This window comes from Nocardia sp. NPDC051981, from assembly GCF_040680715.1.
GTDB lineage: Bacteria > Actinomycetota > Actinomycetes > Mycobacteriales > Mycobacteriaceae > Nocardia.
On sequence record NZ_JBFAXK010000005.1, the window covers coordinates 88,438 to 114,399 of the forward strand.

Here is a 25,962-nt window from a genome sequence, read left to right on the forward strand (position 1 = left end):
TCGGTCATGATGCGGCCTGTCCGGCGGCGACGAGGGCGCGCGCCTGCTCGAGGGGTTCGGGGGCGGTCCAGGAGCCGAGGTCGAAGTCGGCGGCGAGGAAGCCGTGGGTGTAGAGGAACTGCTGTTGGACGGCGAGCAGCTCGAGGCGCTCGTCGGACAGCGACGGGTGCAGGCCGATGTTGAAGTCCGTGCCGTAGGCGGCGGTGACACCCTCGGGGCCGGACAGGGTTTCGCGTTGCAGGACCTCGGCGGCGTCGTCGCGGTGGGTGGTGGCCCAGTCGGCGGCGCGCAGGGTCTGGGCGAGGAAGCCGATCACCACGTCGGGGCGGGTGTCGAGCAGGTGCTGGTGGACGGTCAGCGGGCGGGGTGTGCCGTTGTTGACGCGTAGCCGCTTGGACTCGGTGGCGTCGAGGTCGACCGCGATCCGCAGCCCGTGTTGCCGGGCGACCTCCTGTGCGCGTGCGCCTTTGACGTAGATGGCGTCCACGCCGCCGTCGAGCAGTTCCGCCACGCCCCAGGTGAGGCTCCGGTCGCGCTGCTGGACCTCGGTGCGCACCTGGGGATTCGACTCCACGCCCAGCTCGATGACGCGCACGTCGGCCAGCGTCAGGCCGCCCAGGCGCAGGGCACTGGCGAAACCGTGCAGCGCCATCGCGCGCGGGAAACTGCGCGCCCGATCCCGCGCCCAGGCCGGAATGCCGACGCGCAGCCCGGCCAGCTCGGTGGCGGAGGTGACCGGCGAATCCGGGCCCACCACAATGGATTGCGCCTCGTCGATCCAGGTCAGGCCGATGAGCCGGGTCGGCGAGCCCTGAGCGCGGGCGGCCAGGGCGGGCACATTGCCGCCCTCGCGGATGAGGCCGGGCAGATCGTGGTCGAAGTGGCGGATCGCCAGTTCGGGTGCGGCGTCCTGGAGGACGCCGAAGGCCAGTCCGTTGCGTTCGGCGGTGTCGCCGAGCCAGCCGAGGCTGTGGGCGAGGCCGCTGGCGGTGGGGACCGGGCAGCGGGTGTACCAGAGGGTGTCGGTCATGAAGTGCTCCTGGGGTTTTCGGTGTCCGGACGGTCGACGCCGAGCTGGGCGAGGAAGGCGGACCGGTAGCGCAGGGCGGCCGGATCGGTGCGGTCGCGCGGCCGCGGCAGGTCGATGGCCCGATCCACGGCGAAGCGGCCGCGATCGAGGATGAGCACCCGATCGGCCAGCCGTACCGCCTCGTCCACGTCGTGGGTGACCATGAGCACCGCCGGGCGGTGGCGGGCCACCAGGTCGCCGACCAGATCCTGCATGCGCAGGCGGGTGAGGGCGTCGAGTGCGGCGAACGGCTCGTCGAGCAGCAGCAGATCGGGCTCGCGGACGAGCGCCCGGGCCAGGGCGGCCCGCTGTGCCTCCCCGCCGGAGAGCGTGGCGGGCCATTGGCGGGCCTTGTCGGCGAGCTGGACCTCGGCCAGCGCGCGCAGCCCGGCTTCGCGTGTCGCACGCGAACGGCGCTGCCCGATGGTCACATTCGCCAGCACCCGCTTGGACGGGACCAGGCGCGGCTCCTGGTAGACGGTGGTGCGGGCGGGCGGGACCAGCACCTCGCCGGCGTCGGGCTGCTCGAGTCCGGTCAACAGACGCAGCAGGGTGGTCTTGCCGGTGCCGCTGGGGCCCAGCAGCACCACGAACTCGCCGCGGCGGATGGTCAGGTCGACACCGTCGAGGACCACCTTCTCGCCGAAGGCTTTCCGCAGTCCGGTGATCGAGACCGCCAGTGGCGACGCGGTGTCGTGCGGGGTGGTCGTCGCGTGCGGGGTCGTCATCGCATGGCCACCTGTCGCCGCCACGGCATGGCCAGCCGTTCGACCAGCCGCACCGCGCCGTCGAAGACCAGTCCGAGCAGCGCGTACAGGACCACGCACAGCACCATGTAGTCGGTGCGGTTGTATTCCTGGGCGAGGGTCACCAGATAGCCGACGCCCTCGGTGGTGCCCACCTGTTCGGCGGCGATGAGGCCGGTGATGCTGATGGACAGGCACACGCGCAGGGCCATGAGTACCCCCGGCAACGCGGCGGGCAGGATCACCTCCGCGACCAGCCGGACTCCGGTGAGCCCGAAGCCGCGCGCGGCCTCCACCATCTTGCGGTCCACGTTGCGGACGCCGAGGTAGGTGTAGGCGTACATCGGGGCCACCGTCGCGACGGCGATCAGCAGTACCTTGTACAGCTCGTCGATGCCGAACCAGGCGATGAACAAGGGCACCAGCGCCAGGAACGGCACCGCGCGCACGATCTGCAGGGTCGAATCCACCAGTTCCTCACCGAGACTGGACAATCCGGCCAGCAGGCCCAGCGCCATGCCGACCGCCACACCGAGCGCGACGCCGAGCGCGGCGCGCGTGAACGACGCGAGCGCGAAGTCCGTCAGCTGGCCGTTGCGGGCCAGCTCGAGCAGCGCCGACCACACCTTGGGCGGACCGGCGAGGACCTGCGGCGACAATGCCCCGGTGGCCGACCCGATCCACCAGGCGGCGATGATCAGCGCGGGGAGCACGAATCGCAGCGGCAGCGAAACCCATGCGGGCCTGTGCCGTTCGACCCGCGCCCGGGGCGGGGCCAATCCGGACCGATCCGCGCCCAGGTCCGGGGCGACCGCGGTCGCACGTCCGGCCGTGTCGTCACCGGTCGCGCCCGAGGCGGGATCGGCTGCGGCCGAACGGTTCTCATGCTCGGTCGTGCCGGGCGGGTCGTCGATACCCGCCCGCTGCGGGGCGGGCGCGGCGGAAGTGGCCATGTCAGCGCCCCGGCTGCAGTCCGGCCAGTTGGTCCGGGGTGAGTTTGGACTTCAGGTCGTAGAAGATGTCGGCGGCGGTGATGTCGCGGGAGATGACGCCGTTGTCGCGGAAGAGCTTGACGATGGTGGCGAGGTCGGCGGCGTCGCTGTCGGTCGGGAGGTGCGGCACGGTCGCATCGCCGCCCAGGCGGATGGCGTCGGTCAGGCGCGGGCCGCTCAGCGCGCGGGGACCGGTCTTGTCGAAGACGTTCTGGAAGTCGGCGGGATTGTCACGCTGCCGGGTGGTGAGCTGCTGCACCGTCTGCAGGAATTTCGCGGCGATGTCGGGGTGCTTGTCGGCGACCTCGGTGCGGAACACGAACACCGTGTTGTCCTTGGATCCGATGGACTGCTCGGTGGCGATCTCGACACCGCCGTTGGCCTTGGCCTCCTGATAGGGCACCAGGAACGAGGCCCACGCGTCGACCTTGCCGGTGGCGAAGGCGGTGGCGGCGTCCTTCTGCTGCAAGGGGACTCGCGTCACGTTGTCGGCGGGCACCCCGGCCTGTGCGAGGGCCTGCAGCAGGATGTACTCGCCCTTGCCCGCCGGATTCACCGCGACCCGCTTGCCGGCCAGATCGGCGACGGAGTGGATGCCCGAGTTCGGGGCGGCCAGGATGCCGCTCTGATCCTTGCCCGCCGGATCGGACACCGACACGATGCGCACGGCGACATCCTTGGACAGTGCGCCCACCACGGGACTGAACGCGGCGTCGGAGACGTCGAGCTCCCTGGTGTTGAACAGCTTCAGCATGGAGCTGAAACCCGGTGTGGTGGTGACCCATTCGACGCGGGCGTGCAGTGGCGCGAGTGCCTTGTCGAAGGTGCCGTCGCGTTTGCCGACGGCCAGCGGCCCGGCATTGCCCGGATCGACGACCTTGAGCACCACTTCACCGGAACCGGTGTCGGTCGAGCCGGAGCCACACGCGGCGAGCAGGGCGACGACGGGGGCGAGGACGAGGGCGTGACGCCAACGGTGTGGCCGGCGCGTGCGGAACATGGTGGGCACCTCTTCGATTCGGAACGGTCCAGCGATGCCCTGGGACAGTAGGGATCCCACGCGACCGGAGCGAGGTAATCCATTCCGAGGATTGGAAGGGTTGACAGGCCTCCGCCGAAGGTCTTATGGCCATTTGCCTTTCAGCTTTCCAAATAGTGGAAAGCTCAGATCTACCGGACGGGCACGCCGTGCTACCGTCCCCACCGTGGAAGCCTCCGGAGTGCAGACCGTCGCCCGTGCCCTGTCGGTCCTCGACTGCTTCCGCGACGGTGCGGAGCGCGGCGTCTCGGAGGTCGCACGACAGCAGGGGTTGGCGGTCAGCACCACCCACCGGCTGCTCACCGCGCTGGTGCAGGCCGGATTCCTGGACAAGAGTGAGGATTCCGGCCGCTACCGCATGGGGGGCGCACTGGCCGGGTACGGTCAGATCGCCTATCGCCAGCACCGCATCTATCTGGCCGAACCCGCGCTCGAACAGCTCGCCGCGACCACCGGCGCCAGCGTCTCGATCGCCTTGCGCCACAGCATCCACGCCGTGTTGCTGGCCACCAGCCGCTGGCGCGACACCGACGGCCACCGGCTCCAGGGCGTCCGGCTGCCGCTGCATGCCAGCGCGCTCGGCAAGACCCTGCTGGCATGGAACGACACCGGCGACGCCGAGCTGGCCGCGCTGCCCTACGACGAGGGCACCGCCCGATCCGTCTCCACCCCGGCCGAACTCCGGCGCGAGCTGGTCCGCACCCGCGAACGCGGCTACGCCTACAACGACGAGGAGCTCGATCCGGGCTTCCGCACGCTGGCCGTCCCCATCCTGACGCCGGGCGCGCCCTGCCGGTTCGCGCTGGGGCTGCGCGGAACGACCACGCTCATGATTCCCGAACGGCTCCCGTTCCTGGTCGATCTGGCCAAGATCACCGCCGCCGACATCGCCGCCCGTTTCGCCGCCGCCGACTGACCCGGATGCACCGATCCATCTGGCAATCAATGGATTTCATTAGAGTCCCGATTGGTGGACGGCGGGCGCGGCTGACACGATGGGCGGCATGCGTGAACAGCGGCTCGGGAATGGTTTGACGGTGTCGGCGATCGGCCTGGGGTGCATGGGGTTCTCCCAGGGGTACGGGGCAGCCGACGACGCGGAGTCCGCCGCGGCCATCCGGGACGCGGTGGAGGCGGGAATCACCGTGTTCGATACGGCGATGAGCTATGGGCGCGGGCACAACGAGCGGCTGGTCGGGCAGGCGCTGGCGGGGACGAACGCCCTGGTGGCCACCAAGTTCGGGATCGTGCGGACCGAGGCCGGCGTGGGACTCGACGGCAGGCCCGAGCATGTGCACGGGTACTGCGAGGAATCGCTGCAGCGGCTCGGGCGCGAGGCGATCGACCTGTACTACCTGCACCGGATCGACCCGGAGGTGCCGGTGGCCGAGACCGTCGGAGCCATGGGCGAATTGGTGAAGGCCGGCAAGGTGCGGCACCTGGGCATCTCCGAGGCCACCCCGCAGCAACTGCGGGAGGCGGTGGCGGAGCATCCGATCGCGGCGGTGCAGTTCGAGTGGTCGATGCTGTGGCGCGCACCCGAACGCGATATCGTCCCGGTGGCACGTGAACTCGGGGTCGGGATCGTGCCCTACAGCCCACTCGGGCGCGGATTGCTTACCGCCACACTGGATTCGGCCACGGTCGCCGACAGCGACTTCCGGCGCAACGACCCCCGCTTCCAGGGCGAGCATCTCGACGAGAACCTCGCACAGGTGGCGGCGCTGCGGGAGCTGGCCGCGCGCCTGGGCATCTCGGCCGGGCAGCTGGCGCTGGCCTGGCTGCTGGCCCAGGGACCGGACATCATGCCGATTCCCGGCAGCCGCCGTGCGGCGCGCATTCTGGAGAATGCCGCGGCCGCCGCGGTCGAGCTCGGTGCCGAGGATCTTGCCGAGCTCGACAAGCTGGTCCCGCCCGAAGGCTGGTCGGGTGACCGCACCTCCTTCGCGGTCCCCTCGACCACACGCAACCCCTAGTCGGCCCCGGTCGGCCGGTACAGCAGGGTCATCAGGCTCGAGCCGGCCAGGCCGCCGAGGATCTGGGCCGTGGCGAACGCGGGCACCGAGGCCGGGGCGATGCCGGTGAAGGAGTCGGAGAGCATGCGGCCCACGGTGAGTGCGGGATTGGCGAAGGAACCCGAACTGGTGAACCAGATCGCCGAGCCGAGGTAGGCGGCCACGGCCGCGGCGCTCGCACCGCGACGGTGGCGGGCGGCCGCGAGGCCCACGGCGATCAAGCCGGCGGCGGCGAGGATTACGCCGAGCAGGTGGCCGCCGGTGACGCGATGGTGGGTGGCGATCTGCAGTGGAGTGCGGTCGAACATGGCGTTGGCCAGCGGACGGTCGCGGTTCGGCACCCGGACACGGTGCCAGACCGGCGCTTGCGCAGGACCGCGTCGCCGCAAGATATTTCGTATATCAGGCGCGGCCCGGTTCGGCGATCAATCGACCCCGCCGCCGCCCACCTCGGGCAGACCCTCGGTGACACGCAGACGATCGGCCATGGCGGTCAGCAGGTTCTGGGACTCCTCGCTCAGATCGAAGGCCCGCGTGGACAGTTTGCGCAGGCCGTGGAACTGCAGCCGGGCGATCAATTCCGAGTCCCGGTCGGCAGCGGTGGTGTAGGCGTCGTCGGCGAAATAGGCGGACCGGACCCGGAAGAAGCGGGCCAGCGCGGCGATCGTCTCGCGGGAGGGATCGGTGCGCGCGCCCGAGCGCAGCTGGCTCAGATAGGGCTTGGAGATGGGATGGCCCCACGCGGTCAGCTGGGCGGCCACCTCGGAGTTGGTGTGCGGGCGCTCGCCCGGGGCATGAACGACCTCGAAGAGCCTGTTGAGCCGGGCCGCGAATCCGGACGCGGGCGCGGGGACGGTGGTCGGGGTGGCGTGCAGTTCGGCGGCGCGGTGCGGGATGCGGGCGTAGAGCCGTTGCAGCGCGGGCTCGTTCAGCGAGGACCGCTCGAGCAGCTCGGCGACGCGGGCCACCGGGTCCGGGGCGTGGTCGGGGCTCATTCGGCCGCCTCCTTGCCGTCGAGGCCGGTCATCCAGCCGTGGTCGCCTTTCAGTCGGGCCCAGCGCTGTTCTACCGCCTTCACGGACGGGAAGTCGAACAGGTGCTGGATTTCACGGCCGGTCAGGCCCATGGCCTTGCCCCACACCAGCCCGCGGTCGCGGTCGCCGAGCCCGGCCAGGCGGCTGCGGAACGCCAGCCGGTCCACCACCGCACCGGCCACGTCCTCGGTGGAGGCCAGCACCTCCATCAGGTCCGGGCCGTCCTCGGTCACGATGGCCACCGAGGCCGCGGCCTGGAACTGATAGAGGTCGCCGGTGCGGCGGCTGCGGCGGAAGTGCTCGACGAAGGCCAGCACACACGCGCCGATGAAGTACCTGCCCAGGCTGAGGCCGCCGTCGGCATTCCAGCCGTCGCCGTCGCGGGCATTGCGGCGGAAGCGCTCGAGCGCGCGGGTGATGGTCCCCTGCACGAAGTCCTCGGCGAAGCGGGTCTCCACCAGCAGTCGTTCCTGCGTGGTCGGGCCCAGCGGCATGCGCTTCTGCTCGGCCACCGAGAAAATCCAGCCGGTGCGCACCCATGGCCCCAGCACCGCCAATGCGTGGCGAACCAGACTGTCCGCCAGCAGTTTCCAGGTCGGCCCCTCGAATTCGGCCTTGCGGACCAGCTCGAACAGCTCGTACTCGGCCGCGCATCTCTCGGGATCGGTCATGTCGTCGGTGTCCTCACCCAGCACCTCCTGATCTCTGACTCACACGTTATAGGTGTGGCAAACCCGCCGCCCCCCTTTCAGCTAATGGCCAGTATCCGCGAGCGTGTAAATCGTTCCTTGACAGAGGCTTTCATGTAAAGGCAGCATTTACACATGACTGATCCCCGCCACAGAGACCCCGCTGACGAACGCGCGGTCCTGGCAAAACTGTTGTCCACCAATGCCGAATTCGTCGCCGAGGTGCTGCGGCCCGGCGACGGCAAGCCCGCGCCGTCGGTCATGGCGGCGCTGCGCGCGGCCCGCAGCCTCGACGGCGTCGTCGACGATGTGCTGCGCTCCCTGGTCCGCCAGGCCCGCGAGGAGGGCCGCACCTGGGCCGAGATCGGCGAAATCTTCGGCACCTCACGCCAAGCCGCGTTCCAGCGCTTCGGCGGGCCCGCCGCGGGCATCCAGATCCCGCCGGCGCCGCCTATCCCGCCCATGCCCGAGATGCCACAGCTACCACCCATGCCGCAGCCGCCCGACTGGGCGAAAATGCCCGGCATGCCGCAGATTCCGGGCCGGCCCTTCGGCGGGCCCGGGCAACCGGGTGGTTCGGACCACCCGCAGCACCGCGGCCCCGGCCGGCCGGACTGGGGCCCGAATCCGCACGGCGGCCAGCCCGCCGAGTGAGCGTCCTCGCCGTGTCCGCCACCGGGACCCGCGCGCCCGCTGTGACCGGGCGCGCCGGCGGCTGCTCAGTGCCCTGGCGGTGCCGAGATCGTCTTCGATATGCGGCCGGAGGCTTCGACCGGTGTCGAACGGCTGTTGCGCGACACCGGGTGGGTGGTTTGGGCGGATCTGACCGCGTGCGCGTTGGCCTCCCGCTATCTCGACGTCGCGTCCGGAGCGGACTATTCGGTCGAACCCCGGGTTGTGTGGGCGCGCGTCGGCAATAATGCCGGACGCCTGCCCGATTCGCTGCCCGCCGAATGAGGAGCCCATGCGCACGCACTCCCGCCGCCATGCCGTTGCCATCCTGGCCGCCGCCACCGCCTTGCTCGCGACCGGTGCTCCGGCCGGTGCGGCGCCCGCGGCAGCGGACCTGCCCGCACTGGGCGCCGGCTTCCACTGGGGCGTGGCCGCGGCGGGGTTCCAGAACGAAGGCCATGCGCCCGACAGCAATTGGCGCCGGTATGTGGACACCCACCCGGATTACGACCGCTACGGCGACAGCGTCGACTTCTACGACCGGTATGCCTCCGATATCGCACTGGCCGTGAATCTGGGCGTCGACACCTACCGGCTCAGCATCGAGTGGGCGCGGGTGCAGCCGCAGCCGGGGGTGTGGGACGAGGACGGATTCGCCTTCTACGACAGGGTGATCGCGGGCATCCGGGCCGCCGGGATGCGGCCGATGATCACCCTCGACCACTGGGTGTACCCGGGATGGGAAGCCGATCGCGGCGGATGGGCGAATCCGGGTATGGTCGAGGACTGGCTGGCGAACATGCGCACGGTGGTCGACCGCTACGCCGGCGACGATCCGATGTGGGTCACCATCAACGAGCCCTTCGCCTACCTCCTGAACGAGGTCCGCAACGGCGGGCTGCCCGCCGCCGACGTGCCTGCCATGCAGGCGCGACTCGCGCAGGCACACAACAGCATCTACGACTACATCCATGCCCGCCAGACCGACGCCATGGTGACCAGCAATGTCGCCTACGTGCCGGCCGCGGACCCGATCGTCAACGGCGCCATGCTCGATGCGATCGCGGCCAAGCTGGATTTCGTCGGCATCGACTACTACTACGGTCTGTCGCCCGACACAGCCGCCGAGTACACCAATTTCGCCTCCTCGGCGCTGTGGAAGCTGCCGCCGCAGGCCGACGGCGTGTACTACACGCTGCGCCACTTCGCCCACCGCTTCCCCGGCAAACCGCTCTACATCGTGGAGAACGGCATGCCCACCGAGGACGGCACACCCCGCGCCGACGGCTACACCCGCGCCGACGACCTGCGCGACACCGTCTACTGGCTGCAGCGTGCCAAGGCCGACGGCATGAACGTCATCGGCTACAACTACTGGAGTCTCACCGACAACTACGAGTGGGGTTCCTACACACCGCGTTTCGGTCTCTACACCGTCGACGTGCTCACCGATCCGAGCCTGACGCGCCGCCCCACCGACGCCGTGGACGCCTACCGCGCCATCACCCACGGCTCCGGCGTGCCGGCCGGCTACCTGCCGACCCGCCCGCCCGTGTCCTGCTCGCTGGTGGACGCCCTCGACAGCTGCGCCGACCCGGTCACCCTGCCCCGTTGACTCCGCAGCACGCTCGACAGCCGATTGGTTGCACCGGACTGTGACTCCCCCTCGTGGAACCGATTGGGCCACAGGCCGGTACGACTCGAAACGGTCGGCGTCCACCGACCGGCACCGACGCCGCCGATCGCGTGCAAGCGGTAAAGTGGCTGGTGACGGCCCTGAACGGGTTTTCCGGACCGGAAGACCGGACACCGACCGGCGATTGCGGAGACCGGTCGCACAGCGCGACACGCCCGCCGCTGCCCCGAAATTCAGTTAACCGACAGCTACGCTCCGATTCGGGACATTCCGACCACCCGTCCCGGAGGAGGAGCCCCGATGCGCGGACGACTGCACCGCCTCGTCCTGGCCGGGCTCGCGGCCGCCGCGATGCTGCTCCCGGTGGCGAGCGTCGCCCACGCTACCCCGGCCACACCCCCGCCCGCGGCCGCGGCCGGCACGCGCGGCAGCCTGGGCCCGGACTTCCTGTGGGGCGTGGCCGCATCGGGCTTCCAGTCCGAGGGGCATGCGCCCGACAGCAACTGGATGCACTACATCGACGCCAACCCCGGCTGGGACCGCTACCGCGACTCCATCGACTTCCGCTCCCGCTACCCCAGCGATGTCGCCCTGGCCGCGAGCCTGGGGTCGAAGGTGTTCCGTATCGGCATCGAATGGGCGCGGCTGCAGCCCGAGCCCGGGGTCTGGGACGAGGACGGGTTCGCCTTCTACGACCGGCTCGTCGACGACATCGTGGCCAACGGCATGGAACCCATGCTGACACTGGACCATTGGGTGTATCCGGGCTGGGAGGCCGAGCGCGGCGGCTGGCGCAATCCCGGCATGGTGGACGACTGGCTGGCCAATGCCCGCAAGGTGGTCGACCGCTACGCCGCGCGAAATCCGGTGTGGGTCACGGTGAACGAGCCGGTCGCCTACATCATGCACGAGGTGCGCCAGAACGACACCGACGCCGACCAGATGCTCGACAAGGTCGCCCAGGTGCACAACCAGATCTACGACTACATCCACCAGGTGCAGCCCAAGGCGCTGGTCACCAGCAATGTCGGGTACGTGGCCGGTTCGGAGTCGCAGGTCAACGGCCCGCTCATGGACCGCATCGGCGACAAGCTCGACTTCATCGGCGTGGACTACTACTTCGGCCTCGAGCCGCCCAAGACCAACGCCGTCAATCTGCCCGACGGTTCGGCCGCCCCGCCGCCCGGGATGTGGGAGCTGCCCATCCGGCCCGAGGGCATCTACTATGCGCTGCAACACTATTCGCAGAAATTCCCGGGCAAGCCGCTGTGGGTGGTGGAGAACGGGATGCCCACCGAGAACGGCGCCCGCGCCGACGGCTACACCCGCTCGGATCACCTGCGCGACACCGTCTACTGGCTGCAGCGCGCCAAGGCCGACGGCATGAACCTCGTCGGCTACAACTACTGGAGTCTCACCGACAACTACGAGTGGGGTTCCTACACACCGCGTTTCGGCCTCTACACCGTCGACGTGCTCACCGATCCGAGCCTGACCCGCAAGCCCACCGACGCCGTGGGCACCTACCGCCAGATCATCACCGCGGGCGGCGTGCCCGCCGGCTACGAACCGGTGCGCTTCCCCTCGGACTGTCACCTGGTGGATCCGCCCGCCAGCTGCGACTCCCCCGTCACCGTCCCCAGCGTGGCCCCGGCCCCCGCGCCCTGACACTGCCACCGGGGTTCAGCGGTCGCGTTCACGCACCGCGCGTTCGATCTCCTCCACCAGGGTGACCCCGCCGACTTCCCGGGCCGCGGCCCGGAACCGGTCGCGGAAGCGATCGAGATCCAGGTCCACGCCCTCGCCGCTGTACTCCGCGCCCGCGGCCTCGCGGATGACCCGGATCATCTCGTCGGCCAGGGTGGCGATATGGGTGCGGATCAGCTTGCGCAGCACGCCCGACAGGGCGATGTCGGTGCCCACGTCGTAGAGGATGAGCGCGCCGGTGAGCATGGCCGGTTCGGGCACCCGCCAGCGCTCGCCGATGCGCTCGAGATAGCCCGCGGCGAGCAGATCGTCGAGGATCTCGGGGCGGCGATCGCCGAGCAACTCGGTCAGGGCCTCGTCGTCGAGGATCGTGCCGGTGTCGGCCTCGGCGCTGTAGCGCGGATCGAAGACCTCACGCCAGTCGCCATCGCCGGGCACCTCGGCCTCGAACACCTCGCGGATCGCGTCCAGGCGCAGCCCGCGCGCCTGCATGGCGGTGATGGCGTGCAGCCGTTCGAGGTGTTCGGGACCGTAGACCGCTTCCTTGCCGGCTCGGCCGGGCCTGGGCAGCACGCCGACCGAGTGGTAGTACCGGATGGTGCGGGTGGCCACGCCGCTGAGTTCGGCGAGTTGCAGACGGCTGTATCGATCCACCCGAACAGCATAGATACCGCTACCGGCGAACGTTGACAGTTACAACTGTCCGCATTAGCGTAACCGCCGCCACACTGTCGACGACGACAAGGGAGAATCCATGACCCAACGCGACACCGATTTCGACGTGCTCATCGTCGGGTCAGGATTCGGCGGCAGTGTGAGCGCACTGCGCCTCACCGAGAAGGGTTACACCGTCGGTGTGCTCGAGGCCGGTCAGCGATTCGCCGACGACCAGCTCCCCGACACCAGCTGGGACCTGCGCAAATTCCTGTGGGCGCCGAAGCTGGGCTGCTTCGGGATTCAGCGCATCCACCCACTGCGCGATGTCCTGATCCTCGCGGGCGCGGGCGTGGGCGGCGGCTCACTGAACTACGCCAACACCCTCTACGTGCCCCCGGCCCCGTTCTTCCAGGACCCGCAGTGGCGCGAGATCACCGATTGGCACGACGAACTCATGCCCTACTACGACCAGGCCCGCAAGATGCTCGGCGTGGTCACCAACCCGCACATGACCCCCGCCGACGAGGTGTTCAAGCAGGTCGCGGAGGACATGGGGGTGGGCGACACCTTCGTGCAGACCCCGGTCGGCGTGTTCTTCGGCGAGGCCGGCAAGACCGTGCCCGACCCGTTCTTCGGCGGCGCGGGCCCGGACCGCACCGGCTGCATCGAATGCGGCGAATGCATGACCGGCTGCCGCCACAACGCCAAGAACACCCTGGTCAAGAACTACCTGTACCTGGCGGAAAAGGGTGGCGCGCAGGTCTTCCCGATGACCACGGTCACCACCGTGCGCCCGCTGCCCGACGGCACCTGGGACGTGGAGACCGAGCGCACCGGCGCCTGGCTGCGCAAACAGCCCAAGACCTACACCGCCAAGCACGTGGTGCTGGCCGCCGGCACCCGCGGCACCCAGCAGCTGCTGTTCGCCATGCGCGACAAGGGCGTGCTGCCGCAGCTCTCGCCGCGGCTGGGCGTGCTGACCCGCACCAACTCCGAGTCCATCGTGGGCGCGGCCACCCGCAAGGTGAACCCGGATGTGGACTTCACCCGCGGCGTGGCCATCACCTCCTCGATCCACCCCACCCCCGACACCCATATCGAGCCGGTCCGCTACGGCAAGGGCTCGAACTCGATGGGCCTGCTGCAGACGCTCATGGTCGACGGCGGCGGCAAGATCCCGCGCTGGCTGCGGTTCCTGTGGACGGTGCTACTGCACCCGCTGACGCTGCTGCAGTTCCTGTCGGTGCGCAACTGGAGCGAGCGCACCATCATCTCGCTGGTCATGCAGCATCTGGACAACTCCATCACCACCTACACCAAGCGGGGCCTGTTCGGGCGCAAGCTGACCTCCAAACAGGGCCACGGCGAACCGAATCCGACCTGGATCCCGGTTGGCAACCAGGTCACCCGCGCCGTCGCGGACAAGATCGGCGGTGTGGCGGGCGGTTCCTGGGGCGAGGTGTTCAACATCCCGCTGACCGCCCACTTCCTGGGCGGCGCGGCCATCGGCGCGGACGCCGACCACGGTGTCATCGACCCCTACCACCGCGTCTACGGCTATCCGACCCTCAGCGTGGTCGACGGTGCGGCGGTCTCGGCGAACCTGGGCGTGAACCCGTCGCTGACCATCACCGCGCAGGCCGAGCGCGCGGCGGCGCTGTGGCCCAACAAGGGCGAGGCCGACACCCGCCCGTCGCAGGCCGCGGGCTACGCCCGCATCGCACCCGTTGCACCGGTGCAGCCGATGGTCCCGGCGACCGCCCCGGCGGCGCTGGTGCTGCCCGTCGTCGAGATCCGCAGCGGCGGGACCGAATCCACCCCCGCCTGATCCACACCGGCTACAGCGCAGGCCCGTCGATCGTTTCCGATCGGCGGGCCTGTGACGTCACGCCGGTCGGTGCTGTGACGCAGCGCTGGTCAGCGGGCGTGGATGTGGGCCATCGGGGAGGTGGGCGGCGGGACATCGCCGACGGGGGCACGGAATTCTTGCAGCGCGGCAAGCACATCCACGTGCCGGGCGGCGTAGCAGCGCACCTGCGGCAGGGCGTGGGCGACCTCGCTGCGCTCGAGCGGCTCGGCGTCGATGTAGCCGACCTGGTCCAGGCCCACGCCCAGGGTTTCGGCGATCCGGGTGATGGCCGCGGACTTGCGGCCCCAGCCGACCTCGACGGCGGCGAAACGCTCGGCCACGCCGTGGCGGCGCAATTGCTCTACCGTCCAGGCCCATTCGCCGCGGGAGGCGACGGCGTGCATGACGCCGCGCTCGTTGAGGATGCGCAGTGAGCGCGCGGCCTCGGCGCGCAGCGCGCCTGCGGTGGAGTCGCAGACCACCCCGTCCCACAGGGTGTTGTCGCACTCCCACACAAGCAATTTCACAGTCGCGGCGTTCATTGTTCCCCTGCCAGTCAGCAACCATCCGGTACCAAGGGTGCCGGACGGTCCGCTCTTTCATGAACCGCCCTGCGCGTGACATCGTAGGTGCTGTCTGGGCCAATGCACCAGCGCGGGCGAATCCGGAACGCCGAAGTTCCTATCTACTCGCGAGTACGGTATGTGCGTAATCACCGCTGGTAGCGTCGGATCCAGGCCCGACGGATCGGAAGAAAGGGGGCGAATGCCCATGCGGCGGCGCTGGAAGCTCGCGGGTGGCCCACCTGTGCTCGCGCTGGCACTGGTACTGACCGGTTGCGGCGCGGCCGAGGATTCGCCGCCGGTGGTGGTGAGTTCGCTGACGCTGGCGCCGCACCCCTCGACGGTCGCCGGTTCCCCGCCCACCGCCTCCGTCCAGGCCACCGACACACTCCAGCCCACCGGTTCGTCCGCGCCGATCGCGAGTCCGTCGCCGACCACGCCCGGGGTGCCGGCGGCGGATCCGTTCCCGGATCAGCCGCTCATCGACCACACCCAGTGGTCCGACGATTCCGACGGCCGCCGGTTGCGGGTCTATCCGACCCAGGCCGGGCGCTCCGACACCTTCCCCGCCGCGCTGGATCGGGCCTGGCAGGAGGTGCTCACCTCCGCGCCCGATGCCGATTCCCCCGGCATGTACGACCAGTTCCGCTGCCACTGGGAGTGGGCACGGGTGGTCCAACCGGACAAGACCAGCTGGAATCTCGAACCGTGGCGTCCCGCGGTGGGGTACGACGCGACGGTGGCGGCCCTGTGCAATCCGGGCGGACCCGAGCGCTGAGCGGTCGTTCGATGCGGTAACGAAGCCGTACCGACGAAAGCGGTTGCCCGCGAGAACCTTCGAGCGCACCGGCAAATGTGCGTATCGTTGGTGACGTCCAGCGCGAACTCCTGGGAGGGAGGGTTCCGGTGCGCGCCTCCGCAGCCGCGACCTCTACGCCCACGCCGCCCGCCGCGGCCCGGGGACCGGCGCGCCCGGCCCTGCGCAGGCTCTTCCCCGCGCTGACCGAAACCTCCGACATCTACCTCGATTCGGCGTCCACCACCCAGAAGCCACTGCCGGTGATCCGCGCGGTGCACCGCTATCACAGTGAACGCACCGCCAATGCCGGACGCGGCACCTACCCCTGGGCGAGCAGCCTGACCCATCGCATCGAGAGGGTGCGCGAGCGGATGGCCCAATTCATCGGGGCCGCACCGGATGAGGTGGTGTTCACCGGCGGGTCCACGGCCGGTCTCAATGCGGTGGCACTGTCGTGGGGGCTGACCGCGCTGCGCGACGGCGACGAAATCCTCTACAGCCCACGCGATCACGCCTCGAACGTGTATCCGTGGCATCACCTGCGGCGGCTGCTGGGCGGGTTCGGGCGCACGATCCGGCTGGTACCCTACCGGGTCACCGAGCTGGGCGAGGCCGATGTCGAGGATGTTGCCGCGCGCATCACCCCGCGCACCCGGCTGATCACCGTGGGGCATCTGCATCACGTGTTCGGGGCGCTGACCACCCTCGAGGAGTTGCGCGGGCGCATCGATCCGGCGATCGCGCTGTGTTTCGACTGCAGCCAGTCCGGCGGGCATCTGCCGGTGCGGGTGGCGGAGCTGGACGCGGATTTCGCGGTGTTCTCCGCGCACAAGATGTTCGGGGCGCCCGGGACCGGCGTGCTGTACTGCCGCCGCCGGCGCCACGATGAGCTGACGCCGTTTCTGCCGGGCGGCAATTCGGCGGTGTCGCTGGGTGATTCGGGGCTGCTGGCCGGTTCCATGCCGCAGCTGCTGGAGGGCGGCACCCACAATATCCCCGGCATCCTCGCGCTCGGCGCTGCCCTCGAGGTGCTCGACGACCTGGGCCTGGATGCCGTCGCGGCCCACAATCGGGCGCTGACACAGCGACTGATCGCGGGATTGCGCCCGATACCGGGCGTGGAGTTCCTGCCGGGTCCGGCGCACGCGCCGTGCGAAACCGGCTACGGGATCGTGTCTTTCACCCTGGACGGGATCACCGCCACCGATCTCGGGTTCGTGCTCAGCGAGCTCGGGTTCCTGGTGCGCACCGGTGCGCACTGTGTGCCCGCCGACGATGTGCCGATGGACGAGGACTCGGTGCGGGTCAGCACCCACATCTACAACACCGCCGACGAGATCGACCGGTTCACCGAGTGTGTCGCCACGATTGCCGAGGAGGTCTCTTGACCATGTCCGGCCCCGAACCCCGCTACGACCGGCGTGCCGCCTCCCGGGTGCTGGCCGCGCTGGCCCGGCCCGGCCTGGGCGCGCTCCCGGTGCTGCCGCCGCCGCGGCACGTCGAATACACCTGCGCGGCACTGCAATCGGAACCGGGCTCGCACCTGACGCTGTCGCAGCGGCTGTACCTGGAACGGTTCATGCGCCCGTGCCGCGCCGACCAGGTGACCAGCGCGACCCATCGCATCGCCTGGACCGACAGCGACGGGATCCCCAATACCGGGCACTACCGGGTGGGCGGTCTGGGCGCGATCGTGCCCATCGCCATGCGCGAGACGGTACTGACGCTGTGGCACGCGCTGCAGGCCGATACCGCACTGGCCCGGCGCATCTCGGAGCTGACGCCGCGCGACGAGGCGGTACTCGAGGGCACCACCACCGACCACGAGCCGTTGGAGATCTTCCGGGTGGGCATCGAGGCGGCGGGTCGAGCGCTGGCCCAGCACGCGCTGCTGGCGCGGTGGACGCCGTATCGGACGCCGGCCGAATTCGCGGTCGGCATGCGGGATTCGGGGATCTACGGCGCGGTGGCGACGCGCTGGTTCTGGGAGCTGCAGGCCTCGAGCTACCGGCGCGGCATGATCGCGGTGAGGCTGTCCACCCAACCCGATGGGACCGTACGGTATTCGGCCGAGACGGTGGCGACGCTGCGCGCGATGAAGGACATGACCATCGAGGACGCGCACCGGGTCATGCGCCGCGCCACCCACACCGAGGGATTGAGCGTGGCCGAGGCCATCACGAAATACCACGACGAGCTGGATCTGATCTCGCGCCAGTACGCGCTGCTGCCGCCCGGGACGCGCCCGGCGTGCCTGGCGGCCATGCCGCATCAGCTCGACGGGGAGCACTACAGCATCCTGCCGGTGGTGATCGACACGTTCACCGATGTGTTCACCCGGATCATGGACCGGGTCACCGTCGCCGAGGTGGCGGCCGACACCGGTTCGGACACCGCGGAACTCGCCGCCGAGGACCAGGTGTTCTATGTGCCCGACATGACCTGCAAGCACTGCATCCGCACCATCACCGGGGTGCTGGAGTCGATGAGCGTGGGCGTGCAGGACATCGACCTGAACAGCAAGCGGGTGGTCGCGGAGTTCCGCAGCCCCCGCAACCGCCATCGCGTGTTCGAGGCCTTACGCGACAGCGGCTACAACCCGACCGCGGTCACACCCGCGACCAGCGAATCCGCCGTATGACGGCTGCCGCACCGCCGGGACTGCCGGCAAAGATGCACGCGCTGGTGCGGGAGTTCGTGGCCGCGCCGCACACGGTGGCCGACGCGGTGGCCGAGTTCGGGTCACCCGCACATCTGGTGTTTCCGCAGGTGTTCGCGGAGAACCTGGAGCGGCTGCGCGCGGAGCTGGCCGCCCGGGTGCCGGGTTTCCGGATCTGCTACGCGCACAAGGTGAATCAGTCGCGGACATTCGTGGAGGCGGCGCGGGCGGCGGGCGCCGGGATCGATGTGGCCTCGGCGGCGGAGATCGTCAGTGCGCTGAAGGCGGGGTTCGAGCCCGAGCGGATCGAGGTGACCGGGCCCAAGGGTGAGGGGTTCGTGCGGGAGCTGGTGGGCAGCGGGGTGACGATCAACGTGGACAATGCGTGGGAGCTGGAACGCATTGCGGCGCTGGCGCCGACGCGGGTGCCGGTGCTGGTACGGGTGTGCGGGTTCGCGGGGACGCCGGTCAGCCGGTTCGGGGTACCGCTGCATCGCGTCGATGCCGTGCTGGCGCTGCTGGCGGCGCAGCGGGAGCGGATCGAGTTCCGCGGGTTCGCCTTTCACCTGGATTCGGGAGAACCGGCCGAGCGGGTGCGGGCAGTGGAGAGTTGCCTGATGTTAACTGAACGCGCCTACGGGTTCGGGCTCGCGCCGTCGGTGCTGAATATCGGGGGCGGGTTCCGGCAGGTGTTCACCGCGGACGCGGATGCGTTCGATGCGTATGTGCACGCGTTGCGGGAATCGCTGGTGGGGCGTGGTGAGCCGATGACGTGGGGCGGCAACACCTTCGGGTTCCAGCTCGAGGACGGCGCGGTGCACGGGACACCGGTTTTTCACAAATACGCCAACATTGTGAGTGCCGACCGGATGCTGGCAGACTTGCTGGATACGGGGCTGGAATCCCACGGGGGCCGCACTTTTGCACAGGTGGCTGGGGAGAACTCGATCGAGATCTGGCTGGAGCCGGGCAAGGCGCTCGTCGATCATGCCGGAATCACGGTGGCGCGGGTGGAATTCGTGAAGGAGACCGCGGACGGCAGTACGCTGGTGAATCTGGATCTGAGCCGCGACACCGTCACCCCGGCCGATCAGGAGGTGATGGTGGACCCGATCCTGGTCCCCGCCCGCGACTGCCCCGACCCGAATTCCGGTGCGGTGGGGGTGTTCCTGGCCGGTCGTCTGTGCCTGGAGCGGGACCTGATCACCAATCACAAGGTGTGGCTGCCGCGGCTGCCCGCTCCCGGGGACTTCGTGGTCTTCCCCAATACCGCTGCCTACCACATGGATTTGTCGGCAGCGCGTGCATCCATGCATCCGGTGCCGCCGAAACTGGCGGTGGTGCAGCGGTCCGGGACGATTTCGGTGGGCCGCGACGTTGATTGGCACAAGGTGCACTGATGCGCTACGACCACATCACCGAGCTGATCGGCAATACCCCACTGCTGCGGCTGGATCCGGCCGTGCACGGGCTCGCGCACGTGGAGCTGTACGCGAAACTGGAGTTCTACAATCCGTTCGGGTCGGTGAAGGACCGGGTGGCGTGGGGCATGATCCGCGATGATCTGGACGACATCGTCGCGCAGAAGAAGACGCTGATCGAGGCCTCGAGCGGCAATACCGCCAAGGCGCTGCGCATTCTGACGGCCATGCACGGGATCGGGTTGCGGGCGGTGACCAATCGGATCAGGGTCGCCGAGGTGCGGGAGCTGTTGCAGTTGCTGGGCACCGACATCGAGGAGCTGCCCGGTTTGTCGGAATGCCCGGATCCGACCGCGCCCAACGATGTGTACTCGGTCATCGAATCGACGATGGCGCGCACGCCCGGGGGCTGGTATCACCCGTCGCAGTACACCAGCGAGAAGAACATCGAGGCGCACCACCACGGGACCGGGCGGGAGATCCACGAGGATCTGGCGCGCGATGGCATCACCCGGGTCGACTATCTGGTCGGCGGGCTGGGCACCACGGGGTCGACGCGCGGCACGGCGACATTTCTGCGCAAGCACAATCCGGAGTTGAAGACCATCGCGGTGGTGTCGGAGCGCTCCGATTTCATTCCCGGTATCCGCTCGGAGACCGAGATGTGGGATGTGGGCCTGTTCCAGCCCGATTTCTACGACAGCATCATGGCGGTCGAGGCCGGGCGCGCGGTCGACGCGACGCTCGCACTGGCCACGGGGCACGGTGTGCTCGCCGGACCCACCAGCGGCGCGACCTATGCCGCGGCCCTCGAGTTCCTCGGGACCCTGGAACAGCCTGCCGCCCAGGCCGATCCGCTCGTCGCGGTGGTCATCGTCTGCGACCGCCTGGAACCGTATCTGTCCTACATCCGCAAACGCCGTCCGGAACTGTTCGGCAAACCCGGGCGCGCGCCGGCACCGACCGCGGCCGAATTGTCGGCCACCCCGGTGCTGTCCCCCGATGAGCTCGAGCAGCTCGACCGCACGGCCCGCCCGACCATCGTCGATACCCGGGGCGCGATGGCCTACCGGATCGCGCATGTGCCGGGCGCGATGAACATCCGCGACGATCACCTCGACGACATGCTCGTCCAGGGCGTCCCGTTCTCGCGTTCGCGCCCGGTGGTTTTCGTCTGCCCGGTCGGTGAGGTGTCGCGGCGCTTCGCGGCCCTGGCCCGCCGCGCCGGGTACGACGCGCACAGCCTCGCGGGCGGCATCACCGCGTGGCGGGATGCGGGCAAACCCATGGAATCCGCGCCGCGACCCGAGTGAGCTTGCAGAGCGGGCCAGCCCAGGCGGGGTGCGCACCGCTGCGCGCGCCAATAACGCGGCGCCGCCGTACATCAGCATGAATCCGGGGAGTTTCGTGACCGGTTGGCGCTGGGGACCGGCAGAATGTCGGGGGATGAGCGCGGCCCACGCAGCAGGGTGAGCACCAGCGCCCAATCTCCGTGTGGCTCAGTGCCTTCTCCGCGTGCCCCGGTGGTTCTCGGTGTGGCCTGGGTGTTCCCCGGGGCCGTGGTGCGTGCGACGACGACGAGCCAGCTGCCCAGCAGTGCCGCCTCGAGGATGGCCGCCAGGGGCCGGTGGTGATCGATGTCGACGTGCATCGGTCCCCCGGCCGCGAATCGTGTTGAGCAACAGGGTAACCGGGATCGGACCGCGTGCCGGTGCGAAGTCGGTGAACTCGTGGAATCTGCACTTCGGCGTGCGGGGCGCTAAGGTGCCGGGGGTCGAATTCACCAGCGTTGCCAGGAGTTTCACCATCAACATCGAGCCAGCCGCCGGTCCGGACACCGACCTGCGCATCACCCTGACCGTCTGTCATGCCGCCACCGTCGTCTGTTTCTCGGCGGGTGTCGTCTCCATCCTGATCGGTGCCTATACCGATGCCGGGACGGTGTTCAACCTCGTCGGTGTGGTGCTGTGGCTGGTGGCGCTGGCCGCCCGGTTCGGGGTTTTCGCGATCACCCGGTCGCGGTCCGGGCACGCGGAGTAGCTCCGGTCGCCCGGCGGGGGGCGTCCAGCCGGGTCCGTGCGTGCCCATGGCGGGCGGGGTTGTTCGCTGGTGGCGAGCCGGTGCCGGAATCGGTCATGGCGGCTGGCACGATGATCTCGTGGAGTGGGCGTTCGGACTCGTATTGCTGGTGTCGGTGGCGGTCGCATTGGCCGCCGGTGCGCGCCGGCTGGGGCTGGGTGAGCCGTTCGTGCTCACCGTCGCCGGGGTGATCGGCTCGTATCTGCCGCTGGTGCCGGAGTTCGATGTCGCACCCGAGCTGGTGTTGCTGGGGTTGCTGCCGCCGCTGCTGTACACGACGGCGATCCGCACGTCGCTGGTGGACTTCCGGCCGAAGAAGACCACGATCACCCTGCTGTCGGTGGGATTGGTGCTGTTCACCGCGTTCGCGGTGGGCGGGGTGGTGTATTGGCTGCTGCCGGTGCCGTTCTCGGCGGCGGTGGCGATCGGGGCGATCGTGGCCCCGCCCGATGCGGTGGCGGCCACGGCGGTGGCGCGCCGAGTCGGGATGCCGCGCCGGATCGTGACGCTGCTCGAGGGTGAGTCGCTGTTCAACGACGCGACCGCGCTGGTGACCCTGCGCACCGCGGTGGCCGCCATGGCCGGCAGCGTGACGATGTGGGAGGCGGGCGCGAGTTTCGTCGGCGCGGCCGGTGGTGGCGCGCTCATCGGCGGGGTGGCGGCGATGGTGCTGGCGTTCCTGCGCCGGCGCATCAGCGATCCGGTGCTGGACACGAGCGTGTCGCTGCTGGCGCCGTGGATCGCGTATCTGCCCGCCGAAGGGGTGCACGCCTCGGGTGTGATCGCGGTGGTGACCTGTGGCCTGATCCTGGGTCACGGCGCCCCGCAGTGGCAGAGCGCGGCCTCGCGCATCGCCGAGCACACCAACTGGCGCACCATCCAATTCCTGCTCGAGAGCGCGGTTTTCCTGCTGATCGGCCTGCAGGTGCGGCATCTGGTCGAGGATGCCTGGCACAGCGGGCTGTCGCATTCGACGCTGCTGTGGACCTGTGCGGCGGTGCTGGTGACGGTGATCGTGGTGCGCCCGGTGTGGGTGTTCCCGGCAACCTACGCGGCCTGGCGGGTCGAAGGGCGGCGGCAGGGGAAACCCAAGCCGGAGTGGACCGGTCCGGCGGTGGTGGCGTGGGCGGGCATGCGCGGGGTGGTGACGCTGGCCGCGGCGCTGCTGCTGCCCGGCGACACCCCGGAGCTGGCGACGCTGCGGCTGCTGGCGGTCGTGGTGGTGGGCGGGACGCTGCTGCTGCAAGGCTTGTCGCTGCCGTGGCTGGTGCGGCTGCTGCGGTTGCGCGGGCCCAGCCAGGCCGAAGACCTCCTGCAGGAAGCGAATCTGCTGCAACAGGCCACCGTCGCCGGACTCGGGGCGCTCGAGGCGAACATCGCTCCCGAAACCCCGCCGGACGTGGTCGACGCCCTGCGCAACCGCGTGGTGGTGCGCGCCCAGGCGGCGTGGGAGTTGCTGGGCCGCTCCGAATCCCAGCGCGTCACCCCCAGCGGCGAGTACCGGCGCCTGCGCCTGGCCATGCTCGCCGCCGAACGCGAAGCCGTACTGCGCATCCGTGATTCGGGCCAGGTCGATCAGGAGGTCCTGCAGGCGGTCATGGCCACCCTCGACATCGAGGAGTCCACCATCGACCGGGTCGCCGAGGCCGACGCGGACGATGGCACCCCCCTGAGCTCCCCCGTCACCGCCGGCGCCTGCGAGCACCTGCGCGAGGCCCCCTGCGTCCGTACCCCCGACACCCCCGACGCCTGCGGTGAATGTCTCGACGAGGGCCTGGTCTGGGTCCACCTGCGCATGTGCCTGGACTGCGGCCACGTCGCCTGCTGCGACTCCTCCCCCGGCAATCACGCCACCAAGCACTTCGACAACACCGGTCACCCGGTCATGCGCAGCGTCGAGCCCGGTGAGTCCTGGCGCTGGTGCTACCTGGACGAGCTGCTGGGCTGACGGCGAGGTCGACGGCGGGATGAGCGGCCGAAGGCCAAGGGCACGAACAACATCAGTGCGATCGCCTGTGTGGCGAGGGTGAACACGACGACCGCGGTCACCGAATGACCGTAGAGCGCACCGATCAGGGTGGCGCCGGCCAGCCATGCCAGACCGTAGACGGCGGTGAACACGCCGTATCCGGTGCCGCGGCGCGCGGCGGGGACCATGTCGGCGACCGCGGGGGCAGGGTGGATTCGTGGATGCCCATCGCCGCGCCCCACACGATCGCTCCCGCCCACACCGGACCGGCATGGGTCGAGAACGACAGCAGCGGCACCACCGCCGACAGCGGCAGCGCAATCACCAGCCCCCGCAACCCGATTCGGTCGTCGAGGTGTCCCGAGGCGAGTGCGGCCAGTGCGGCCGCACCCATGGCGGCAGCGTAGGTGAGCGGGATCACACTGTCGGGGAGCACGTGACGGGCCTGCAGGTGGAACGACAGCACCCTCGTAGACGACGTCGGCGAGCATGCTCACCACACCGAACGCCATCACGAACCGTAGCGACAACCGATTCACTCCGGCCGCTCGATCCGCCGGCCCCCACTCGATCGTATCCGCCATAACCGACAGTCTCCCCTGTCGGCCGCCTTCGGCCGGGTGGTCGCGAGCGGGTCGTTGCGAAATGGATGGTCGGCGCATCGGGTGGGACGTCGCGGCATTCGGTCAGGGCGGCGGCGAGGCGGTGACCGCCCCAGCAGGGTGGCGGTCGATCGTCTTCGTGCGCAACGCTCTCGCAGCACCGAATGCCCTGTCGGCTACCGGCCGCCTTGACTTTCCCATCAGGAAAGTGGACGCTTACTTTCCGAGTAGGAAAGTGAGGGGTCGGCATGGACGGCATTACTCCGGATCAGGCCCGGGCGGCGCTGGATGCGGCGGGGCGGGCGCGGCGGCAGATGGCCGAGGAGGTCGGGCTGCCGCGGGGGTACTGGTGGGGAATGGGTTGCGGCTGGGTGATTTTGGGGGTGATCGGGGATGTCGGGCCGGGCTGGCTGGTGGCGGTCGCAACGCTGGTGTTCGGCGCGGGGCATTCGGCGCTGGCGTCGCGATTGCTGGACGGGCGGCATCGCACCGGGCGGGTTCAGGTCAGCGCGGAGGTCGCCGGGCGGCGCACACCGCTGGTCGTGATCACCATGCTGCTGGTCCTGGTCGCGCTGACCGTGGTGGCGGCCCTGCTGCTGGACGCCGACGGGGCCGGGCATCCGCGGACCTGGTCGGCGGTGTTCATCGCGGCTGTCATCGGGTTCGGCGGGCCGGAGCTGCTGCGGGCGGGGCGTCGCCGGGTGCGCGCATGAGCGTGGCCCGCTTCGACGAATTGATCCATCCGAGTACGCGATTGAATCTGGTCGCGACCTTGGCCGCCGCGGATTGGGCGGAGTTCGCCTTCCTCAAGGAGCGGCTGAATCTGTCGGATTCGGCGTTGTCGAAGCAGCTGGCGATACTCGAGGACGCCGGGTATGTCGCGACCGAACGCCGTCTCGAGGGCAGCCGCCGCAGGGTTCGGGCCCGCCTGACCCGCGCCGGGCGCGAGGCCTTCGACGGGCACATCGCGGCGCTGCGCGAGATCGTCGCCGGGGCAACGCCACCGGCGACTACCGCCGGCTAGGGGCTACCGGGCGGGCGAGGTGTGCGCGCTCAGTCGGTGATTCGCCATTCGTTGCGGTCGGCCATGGCGCGGGCCGACCAGCGGATGGCATAGCCGATCATGAAGCAGGGCAGCGAGGTCAGCGCGAACACCGCCGTCGCGACCACGAATCCGCTGACCAGTCCCATGACCAGCGACTGCCAGCCGGGATCGCAGCGGCTGGTGAATCCGCTGACCGCGGCGCAGTCGCCGAAGGTGGCCTGCCCGTAGAGGCGCGCCCACAGCGTGATCGCGGCCCAGATCGACAGTGCCAGCAGCACATTGGCGATGTACCAGCAGCGCACCAGTTTCCGGACGAAGATCAGTGCGCCGAGTTGCCCGGCGTCGAGACCGTCGGCGACGTCCTCGTTGATTCCCAGATGCCGCCCCCAGCTGGAAGGCTCGGAGACCTCGGCGACGACGGGTTTGCTGGCGTACCGGCTTGCGGTCATACAGGTCGATCCTTCTGCACCTCGAACAGTCCACGGGCACAGGTTGATTCGCGGTGCCGACCCGAACTGAAGACAAATCCGGGTCGATCATTGCAGCAGCGGCCGGTTTCCGATGGTTTTGCGGCGGAATCGTGGTCGATCACAGTCGCGATGCCGGGGAGGTGTCGCGACTTCGAATTGCGGTGCGGCGGCGCCGAGGCCGGGATCGGGGGTGGCCTCGGCGCCGCCGTGTTCGCGGCGCCGCCTGATGCGGGACGCGGGTGCGAGCCTC

At 69.7% G+C, this 25,962-nt stretch carries 28 protein-coding genes; 16 read left to right on the top strand and 12 right to left on the bottom strand.

The window, feature by feature from the left end; translation table 11 throughout:
- Positions 1-4: 4 nt before the first annotated feature.
- The 4 genes from AB0L60_RS11720 to AB0L60_RS11735 are packed head-to-tail and all read right to left on the bottom strand — an operon-like array spanning position 5 to position 3,807.
- The gene (locus AB0L60_RS11720) at positions 5-1,030 is read right to left on the bottom strand and encodes an ABC transporter substrate-binding protein (RefSeq protein WP_364611156.1); all 1,026 of its coding nucleotides are present in this window, start codon (positions 1,028-1,030) and stop codon (positions 5-7) included.
- Positions 1,027-1,797 (bottom strand): ATP-binding cassette domain-containing protein, encoded by a 771-nt coding sequence (locus AB0L60_RS11725; protein WP_364611159.1) that lies wholly within the window; start codon positions 1,795-1,797, stop codon positions 1,027-1,029. The genes AB0L60_RS11720 and AB0L60_RS11725 overlap by 4 nt, the downstream gene beginning before the upstream one ends.
- Positions 1,794-2,768: an ABC transporter permease gene (locus AB0L60_RS11730; RefSeq protein ID WP_364611162.1), complete on the bottom strand. Its 975-nt coding sequence runs from the start codon at positions 2,766-2,768 to the stop codon at positions 1,794-1,796. Before AB0L60_RS11730 ends, AB0L60_RS11725 begins: the two co-directional genes overlap by 4 nt.
- 1 nt (position 2,769) lies before the next feature.
- Positions 2,770-3,807 carry an NrtA/SsuA/CpmA family ABC transporter substrate-binding protein gene (locus AB0L60_RS11735; RefSeq protein WP_364611166.1) on the bottom strand — a complete coding sequence of 346 codons (1,038 nt, stop codon included), beginning with the start codon at positions 3,805-3,807 and terminating at the stop codon, positions 2,770-2,772.
- Between the two features lie 205 nt (positions 3,808-4,012).
- Between AB0L60_RS11735 and AB0L60_RS11740 the strand changes: the two genes are divergently transcribed.
- Together AB0L60_RS11740 and AB0L60_RS11745 are read left to right on the top strand one after the other, a co-directional pair.
- Positions 4,013-4,762: an IclR family transcriptional regulator gene (locus tag AB0L60_RS11740; RefSeq protein ID WP_364611169.1), complete on the top strand. Its 750-nt coding sequence runs from the start codon at positions 4,013-4,015 to the stop codon at positions 4,760-4,762.
- A gap of 88 nt (positions 4,763-4,850) precedes the next feature.
- Positions 4,851-5,822, top strand: coding sequence for an aldo/keto reductase (locus tag AB0L60_RS11745; RefSeq protein WP_364611172.1), 972 nt, complete (start codon positions 4,851-4,853; stop codon positions 5,820-5,822).
- On the opposite strand, the gene AB0L60_RS11750 is transcribed toward AB0L60_RS11745, so the two are convergent.
- From AB0L60_RS11750 to AB0L60_RS11760, 3 genes are all read right to left on the bottom strand, one after another.
- Positions 5,819-6,202 carry a hypothetical protein gene (locus tag AB0L60_RS11750; protein ID WP_364611175.1) on the bottom strand — a complete coding sequence of 128 codons (384 nt, stop codon included), beginning with the start codon at positions 6,200-6,202 and terminating at the stop codon, positions 5,819-5,821. The two genes, AB0L60_RS11745 and AB0L60_RS11750, sit on opposite strands and share 4 nt — an antisense overlap.
- 84 nt (positions 6,203-6,286) lie before the next feature.
- Complete coding sequence (locus AB0L60_RS11755; protein WP_364612008.1) at positions 6,287-6,736, bottom strand: helix-turn-helix transcriptional regulator; 450 nt, start codon at positions 6,734-6,736, stop codon at positions 6,287-6,289.
- A 116-nt stretch (positions 6,737-6,852) separates the two neighbouring features.
- Positions 6,853-7,590: a hypothetical protein gene (locus tag AB0L60_RS11760; RefSeq protein ID WP_364611178.1), complete on the bottom strand. Its 738-nt coding sequence runs from the start codon at positions 7,588-7,590 to the stop codon at positions 6,853-6,855.
- Between the two features lie 129 nt (positions 7,591-7,719).
- Here AB0L60_RS11760 and AB0L60_RS11765 point away from each other — a divergent pair, with 129 nt between their 5' ends.
- The 4 genes from AB0L60_RS11765 to AB0L60_RS11780 all read left to right on the top strand — a co-directional run bounded on the left by AB0L60_RS11765 (position 7,720) and on the right by AB0L60_RS11780 (position 11,560).
- Positions 7,720-8,238 (top strand): hypothetical protein, encoded by a 519-nt coding sequence (locus AB0L60_RS11765; RefSeq protein WP_364611181.1) that lies wholly within the window; start codon positions 7,720-7,722, stop codon positions 8,236-8,238.
- 99 nt (positions 8,239-8,337) lie between these two features.
- Entirely contained in the window at positions 8,338-8,541 is a 204-nt protein-coding gene (locus tag AB0L60_RS11770; RefSeq protein WP_364611184.1) for a hypothetical protein, read from the top strand.
- Between the two features lie 7 nt (positions 8,542-8,548).
- Complete coding sequence (locus tag AB0L60_RS11775) at positions 8,549-9,871, top strand: family 1 glycosylhydrolase (protein ID WP_364611187.1); 1,323 nt, start codon at positions 8,549-8,551, stop codon at positions 9,869-9,871.
- Positions 9,872-10,192: 321 nt separating this feature from the next.
- The gene (locus AB0L60_RS11780) at positions 10,193-11,560 is read left to right on the top strand and encodes a family 1 glycosylhydrolase (RefSeq protein ID WP_364611190.1); all 1,368 of its coding nucleotides are present in this window, start codon (positions 10,193-10,195) and stop codon (positions 11,558-11,560) included.
- 15 nt (positions 11,561-11,575) lie between these two features.
- On the opposite strand, the gene AB0L60_RS11785 is transcribed toward AB0L60_RS11780, so the two are convergent.
- Positions 11,576-12,253, bottom strand: coding sequence for a MerR family transcriptional regulator (locus AB0L60_RS11785; RefSeq protein ID WP_364611192.1), 678 nt, complete (start codon positions 12,251-12,253; stop codon positions 11,576-11,578).
- 100 nt (positions 12,254-12,353) lie between these two features.
- Here AB0L60_RS11785 and AB0L60_RS11790 point away from each other — a divergent pair, with 100 nt between their 5' ends.
- On the top strand, positions 12,354-14,084 hold the full coding sequence (locus tag AB0L60_RS11790) for a GMC family oxidoreductase (protein ID WP_364611195.1): 1,731 nt from the start codon (positions 12,354-12,356) through the stop codon (positions 14,082-14,084).
- 89 nt (positions 14,085-14,173) lie between these two features.
- Here the strand turns inward: AB0L60_RS11790 and AB0L60_RS11795 are convergent, their stop codons facing one another.
- Positions 14,174-14,632 (bottom strand): hypothetical protein, encoded by a 459-nt coding sequence (locus tag AB0L60_RS11795; protein ID WP_354833010.1) that lies wholly within the window; start codon positions 14,630-14,632, stop codon positions 14,174-14,176.
- 238 nt (positions 14,633-14,870) lie between these two features.
- Here AB0L60_RS11795 and AB0L60_RS11800 point away from each other — a divergent pair, with 238 nt between their 5' ends.
- The 5 genes from AB0L60_RS11800 to AB0L60_RS11820 all read left to right on the top strand — a co-directional run bounded on the left by AB0L60_RS11800 (position 14,871) and on the right by AB0L60_RS11820 (position 20,860).
- Entirely contained in the window at positions 14,871-15,446 is a 576-nt protein-coding gene (locus tag AB0L60_RS11800; RefSeq protein WP_364611199.1) for a DUF2599 domain-containing protein, read from the top strand.
- Positions 15,447-15,574: 128 nt separating this feature from the next.
- The gene (locus AB0L60_RS11805) at positions 15,575-16,855 is read left to right on the top strand and encodes an aminotransferase class V-fold PLP-dependent enzyme (protein ID WP_364611202.1); all 1,281 of its coding nucleotides are present in this window, start codon (positions 15,575-15,577) and stop codon (positions 16,853-16,855) included.
- Positions 16,856-16,857: 2 nt separating this feature from the next.
- Positions 16,858-18,108 (top strand): heavy-metal-associated domain-containing protein, encoded by a 1,251-nt coding sequence (locus AB0L60_RS11810; protein WP_364612011.1) that lies wholly within the window; start codon positions 16,858-16,860, stop codon positions 18,106-18,108.
- Positions 18,105-19,526 carry a decarboxylase gene (locus AB0L60_RS11815; RefSeq protein WP_364611205.1) on the top strand — a complete coding sequence of 474 codons (1,422 nt, stop codon included), beginning with the start codon at positions 18,105-18,107 and terminating at the stop codon, positions 19,524-19,526. Before AB0L60_RS11810 ends, AB0L60_RS11815 begins: the two co-directional genes overlap by 4 nt.
- Complete coding sequence (locus AB0L60_RS11820; protein WP_364611208.1) at positions 19,526-20,860, top strand: pyridoxal-phosphate dependent enzyme; 1,335 nt, start codon at positions 19,526-19,528, stop codon at positions 20,858-20,860. The genes AB0L60_RS11815 and AB0L60_RS11820 overlap by 1 nt, the downstream gene beginning before the upstream one ends.
- Positions 20,861-20,931: 71 nt before the next feature.
- Here the strand turns inward: AB0L60_RS11820 and AB0L60_RS11825 are convergent, their stop codons facing one another.
- A complete protein-coding gene (locus AB0L60_RS11825; protein WP_364611211.1) occupies positions 20,932-21,198 on the bottom strand; it encodes a hypothetical protein in 267 nt (88 codons plus the stop codon).
- 71 nt (positions 21,199-21,269) lie between these two features.
- Between AB0L60_RS11825 and AB0L60_RS11830 the strand changes: the two genes are divergently transcribed.
- Positions 21,270-21,587 (top strand): hypothetical protein, encoded by a 318-nt coding sequence (locus tag AB0L60_RS11830; RefSeq protein WP_364611214.1) that lies wholly within the window; start codon positions 21,270-21,272, stop codon positions 21,585-21,587.
- A gap of 118 nt (positions 21,588-21,705) precedes the next feature.
- Positions 21,706-23,574, top strand: coding sequence for a Na+/H+ antiporter (locus tag AB0L60_RS11835; protein WP_364611217.1), 1,869 nt, complete (start codon positions 21,706-21,708; stop codon positions 23,572-23,574).
- Positions 23,575-23,698: 124 nt separating this feature from the next.
- Here the strand turns inward: AB0L60_RS11835 and AB0L60_RS11840 are convergent, their stop codons facing one another.
- The gene (locus AB0L60_RS11840) at positions 23,699-24,061 is read right to left on the bottom strand and encodes a hypothetical protein (RefSeq protein ID WP_364611220.1); all 363 of its coding nucleotides are present in this window, start codon (positions 24,059-24,061) and stop codon (positions 23,699-23,701) included.
- Between the two features lie 384 nt (positions 24,062-24,445).
- Here AB0L60_RS11840 and AB0L60_RS11845 point away from each other — a divergent pair, with 384 nt between their 5' ends.
- Both AB0L60_RS11845 and AB0L60_RS11850 read left to right on the top strand, forming a co-directional pair.
- Positions 24,446-24,910, top strand: a complete 465-nt coding sequence (locus AB0L60_RS11845; RefSeq protein ID WP_364611223.1) for a hypothetical protein — start codon at positions 24,446-24,448, stop codon at positions 24,908-24,910.
- Positions 24,907-25,221 carry a transcriptional regulator gene (locus AB0L60_RS11850; RefSeq protein WP_364611226.1) on the top strand — a complete coding sequence of 105 codons (315 nt, stop codon included), beginning with the start codon at positions 24,907-24,909 and terminating at the stop codon, positions 25,219-25,221. The genes AB0L60_RS11845 and AB0L60_RS11850 overlap by 4 nt, the downstream gene beginning before the upstream one ends.
- Before the next feature lie 29 nt (positions 25,222-25,250).
- Here AB0L60_RS11850 and AB0L60_RS11855 read toward each other — a convergent pair whose 3' ends face one another.
- On the bottom strand, positions 25,251-25,691 hold the full coding sequence (locus AB0L60_RS11855) for a hypothetical protein (RefSeq protein ID WP_364611229.1): 441 nt from the start codon (positions 25,689-25,691) through the stop codon (positions 25,251-25,253).
- Positions 25,692-25,962 lie beyond the last annotated feature (271 nt).

Coding starts and splice junctions, on each gene's coding strand:
- AB0L60_RS11720 (WP_364611156.1), bottom strand. CDS start 1,030: ATGACCGACACCCTCTGGTACACCCGCTGCCCGGTCCCCACCGCCAGC.
- AB0L60_RS11735 (WP_364611166.1), bottom strand. CDS start 3,807: ATGTTCCGCACGCGCCGGCCACACCGTTGGCGTCACGCCCTCGTCCTC.
- AB0L60_RS11810 (WP_364612011.1), top strand. CDS start 16,858: ATGTCCGGCCCCGAACCCCGCTACGACCGGCGTGCCGCCTCCCGGGTG.
- AB0L60_RS11820 (WP_364611208.1), top strand. CDS start 19,526: ATGCGCTACGACCACATCACCGAGCTGATCGGCAATACCCCACTGCTG.
- AB0L60_RS11775 (WP_364611187.1), top strand. CDS start 8,549: ATGCGCACGCACTCCCGCCGCCATGCCGTTGCCATCCTGGCCGCCGCC.
- AB0L60_RS11800 (WP_364611199.1), top strand. CDS start 14,871: ATGCCCATGCGGCGGCGCTGGAAGCTCGCGGGTGGCCCACCTGTGCTC.
- AB0L60_RS11730 (WP_364611162.1), bottom strand. CDS start 2,768: ATGGCCACTTCCGCCGCGCCCGCCCCGCAGCGGGCGGGTATCGACGAC.
- AB0L60_RS11790 (WP_364611195.1), top strand. CDS start 12,354: ATGACCCAACGCGACACCGATTTCGACGTGCTCATCGTCGGGTCAGGA.
- AB0L60_RS11845 (WP_364611223.1), top strand. CDS start 24,446: ATGGACGGCATTACTCCGGATCAGGCCCGGGCGGCGCTGGATGCGGCG.
- AB0L60_RS11850 (WP_364611226.1), top strand. CDS start 24,907: ATGAGCGTGGCCCGCTTCGACGAATTGATCCATCCGAGTACGCGATTG.
- AB0L60_RS11825 (WP_364611211.1), bottom strand. CDS start 21,198: ATGCACGTCGACATCGATCACCACCGGCCCCTGGCGGCCATCCTCGAG.
- AB0L60_RS11780 (WP_364611190.1), top strand. CDS start 10,193: ATGCGCGGACGACTGCACCGCCTCGTCCTGGCCGGGCTCGCGGCCGCC.
- AB0L60_RS11855 (WP_364611229.1), bottom strand. CDS start 25,691: ATGACCGCAAGCCGGTACGCCAGCAAACCCGTCGTCGCCGAGGTCTCC.
- AB0L60_RS11725 (WP_364611159.1), bottom strand. CDS start 1,797: ATGACGACCCCGCACGCGACGACCACCCCGCACGACACCGCGTCGCCA.
- AB0L60_RS11745 (WP_364611172.1), top strand. CDS start 4,851: ATGCGTGAACAGCGGCTCGGGAATGGTTTGACGGTGTCGGCGATCGGC.
- AB0L60_RS11765 (WP_364611181.1), top strand. CDS start 7,720: ATGACTGATCCCCGCCACAGAGACCCCGCTGACGAACGCGCGGTCCTG.
- AB0L60_RS11815 (WP_364611205.1), top strand. CDS start 18,105: ATGACGGCTGCCGCACCGCCGGGACTGCCGGCAAAGATGCACGCGCTG.
- AB0L60_RS11770 (WP_364611184.1), top strand. CDS start 8,338: ATGCGGCCGGAGGCTTCGACCGGTGTCGAACGGCTGTTGCGCGACACC.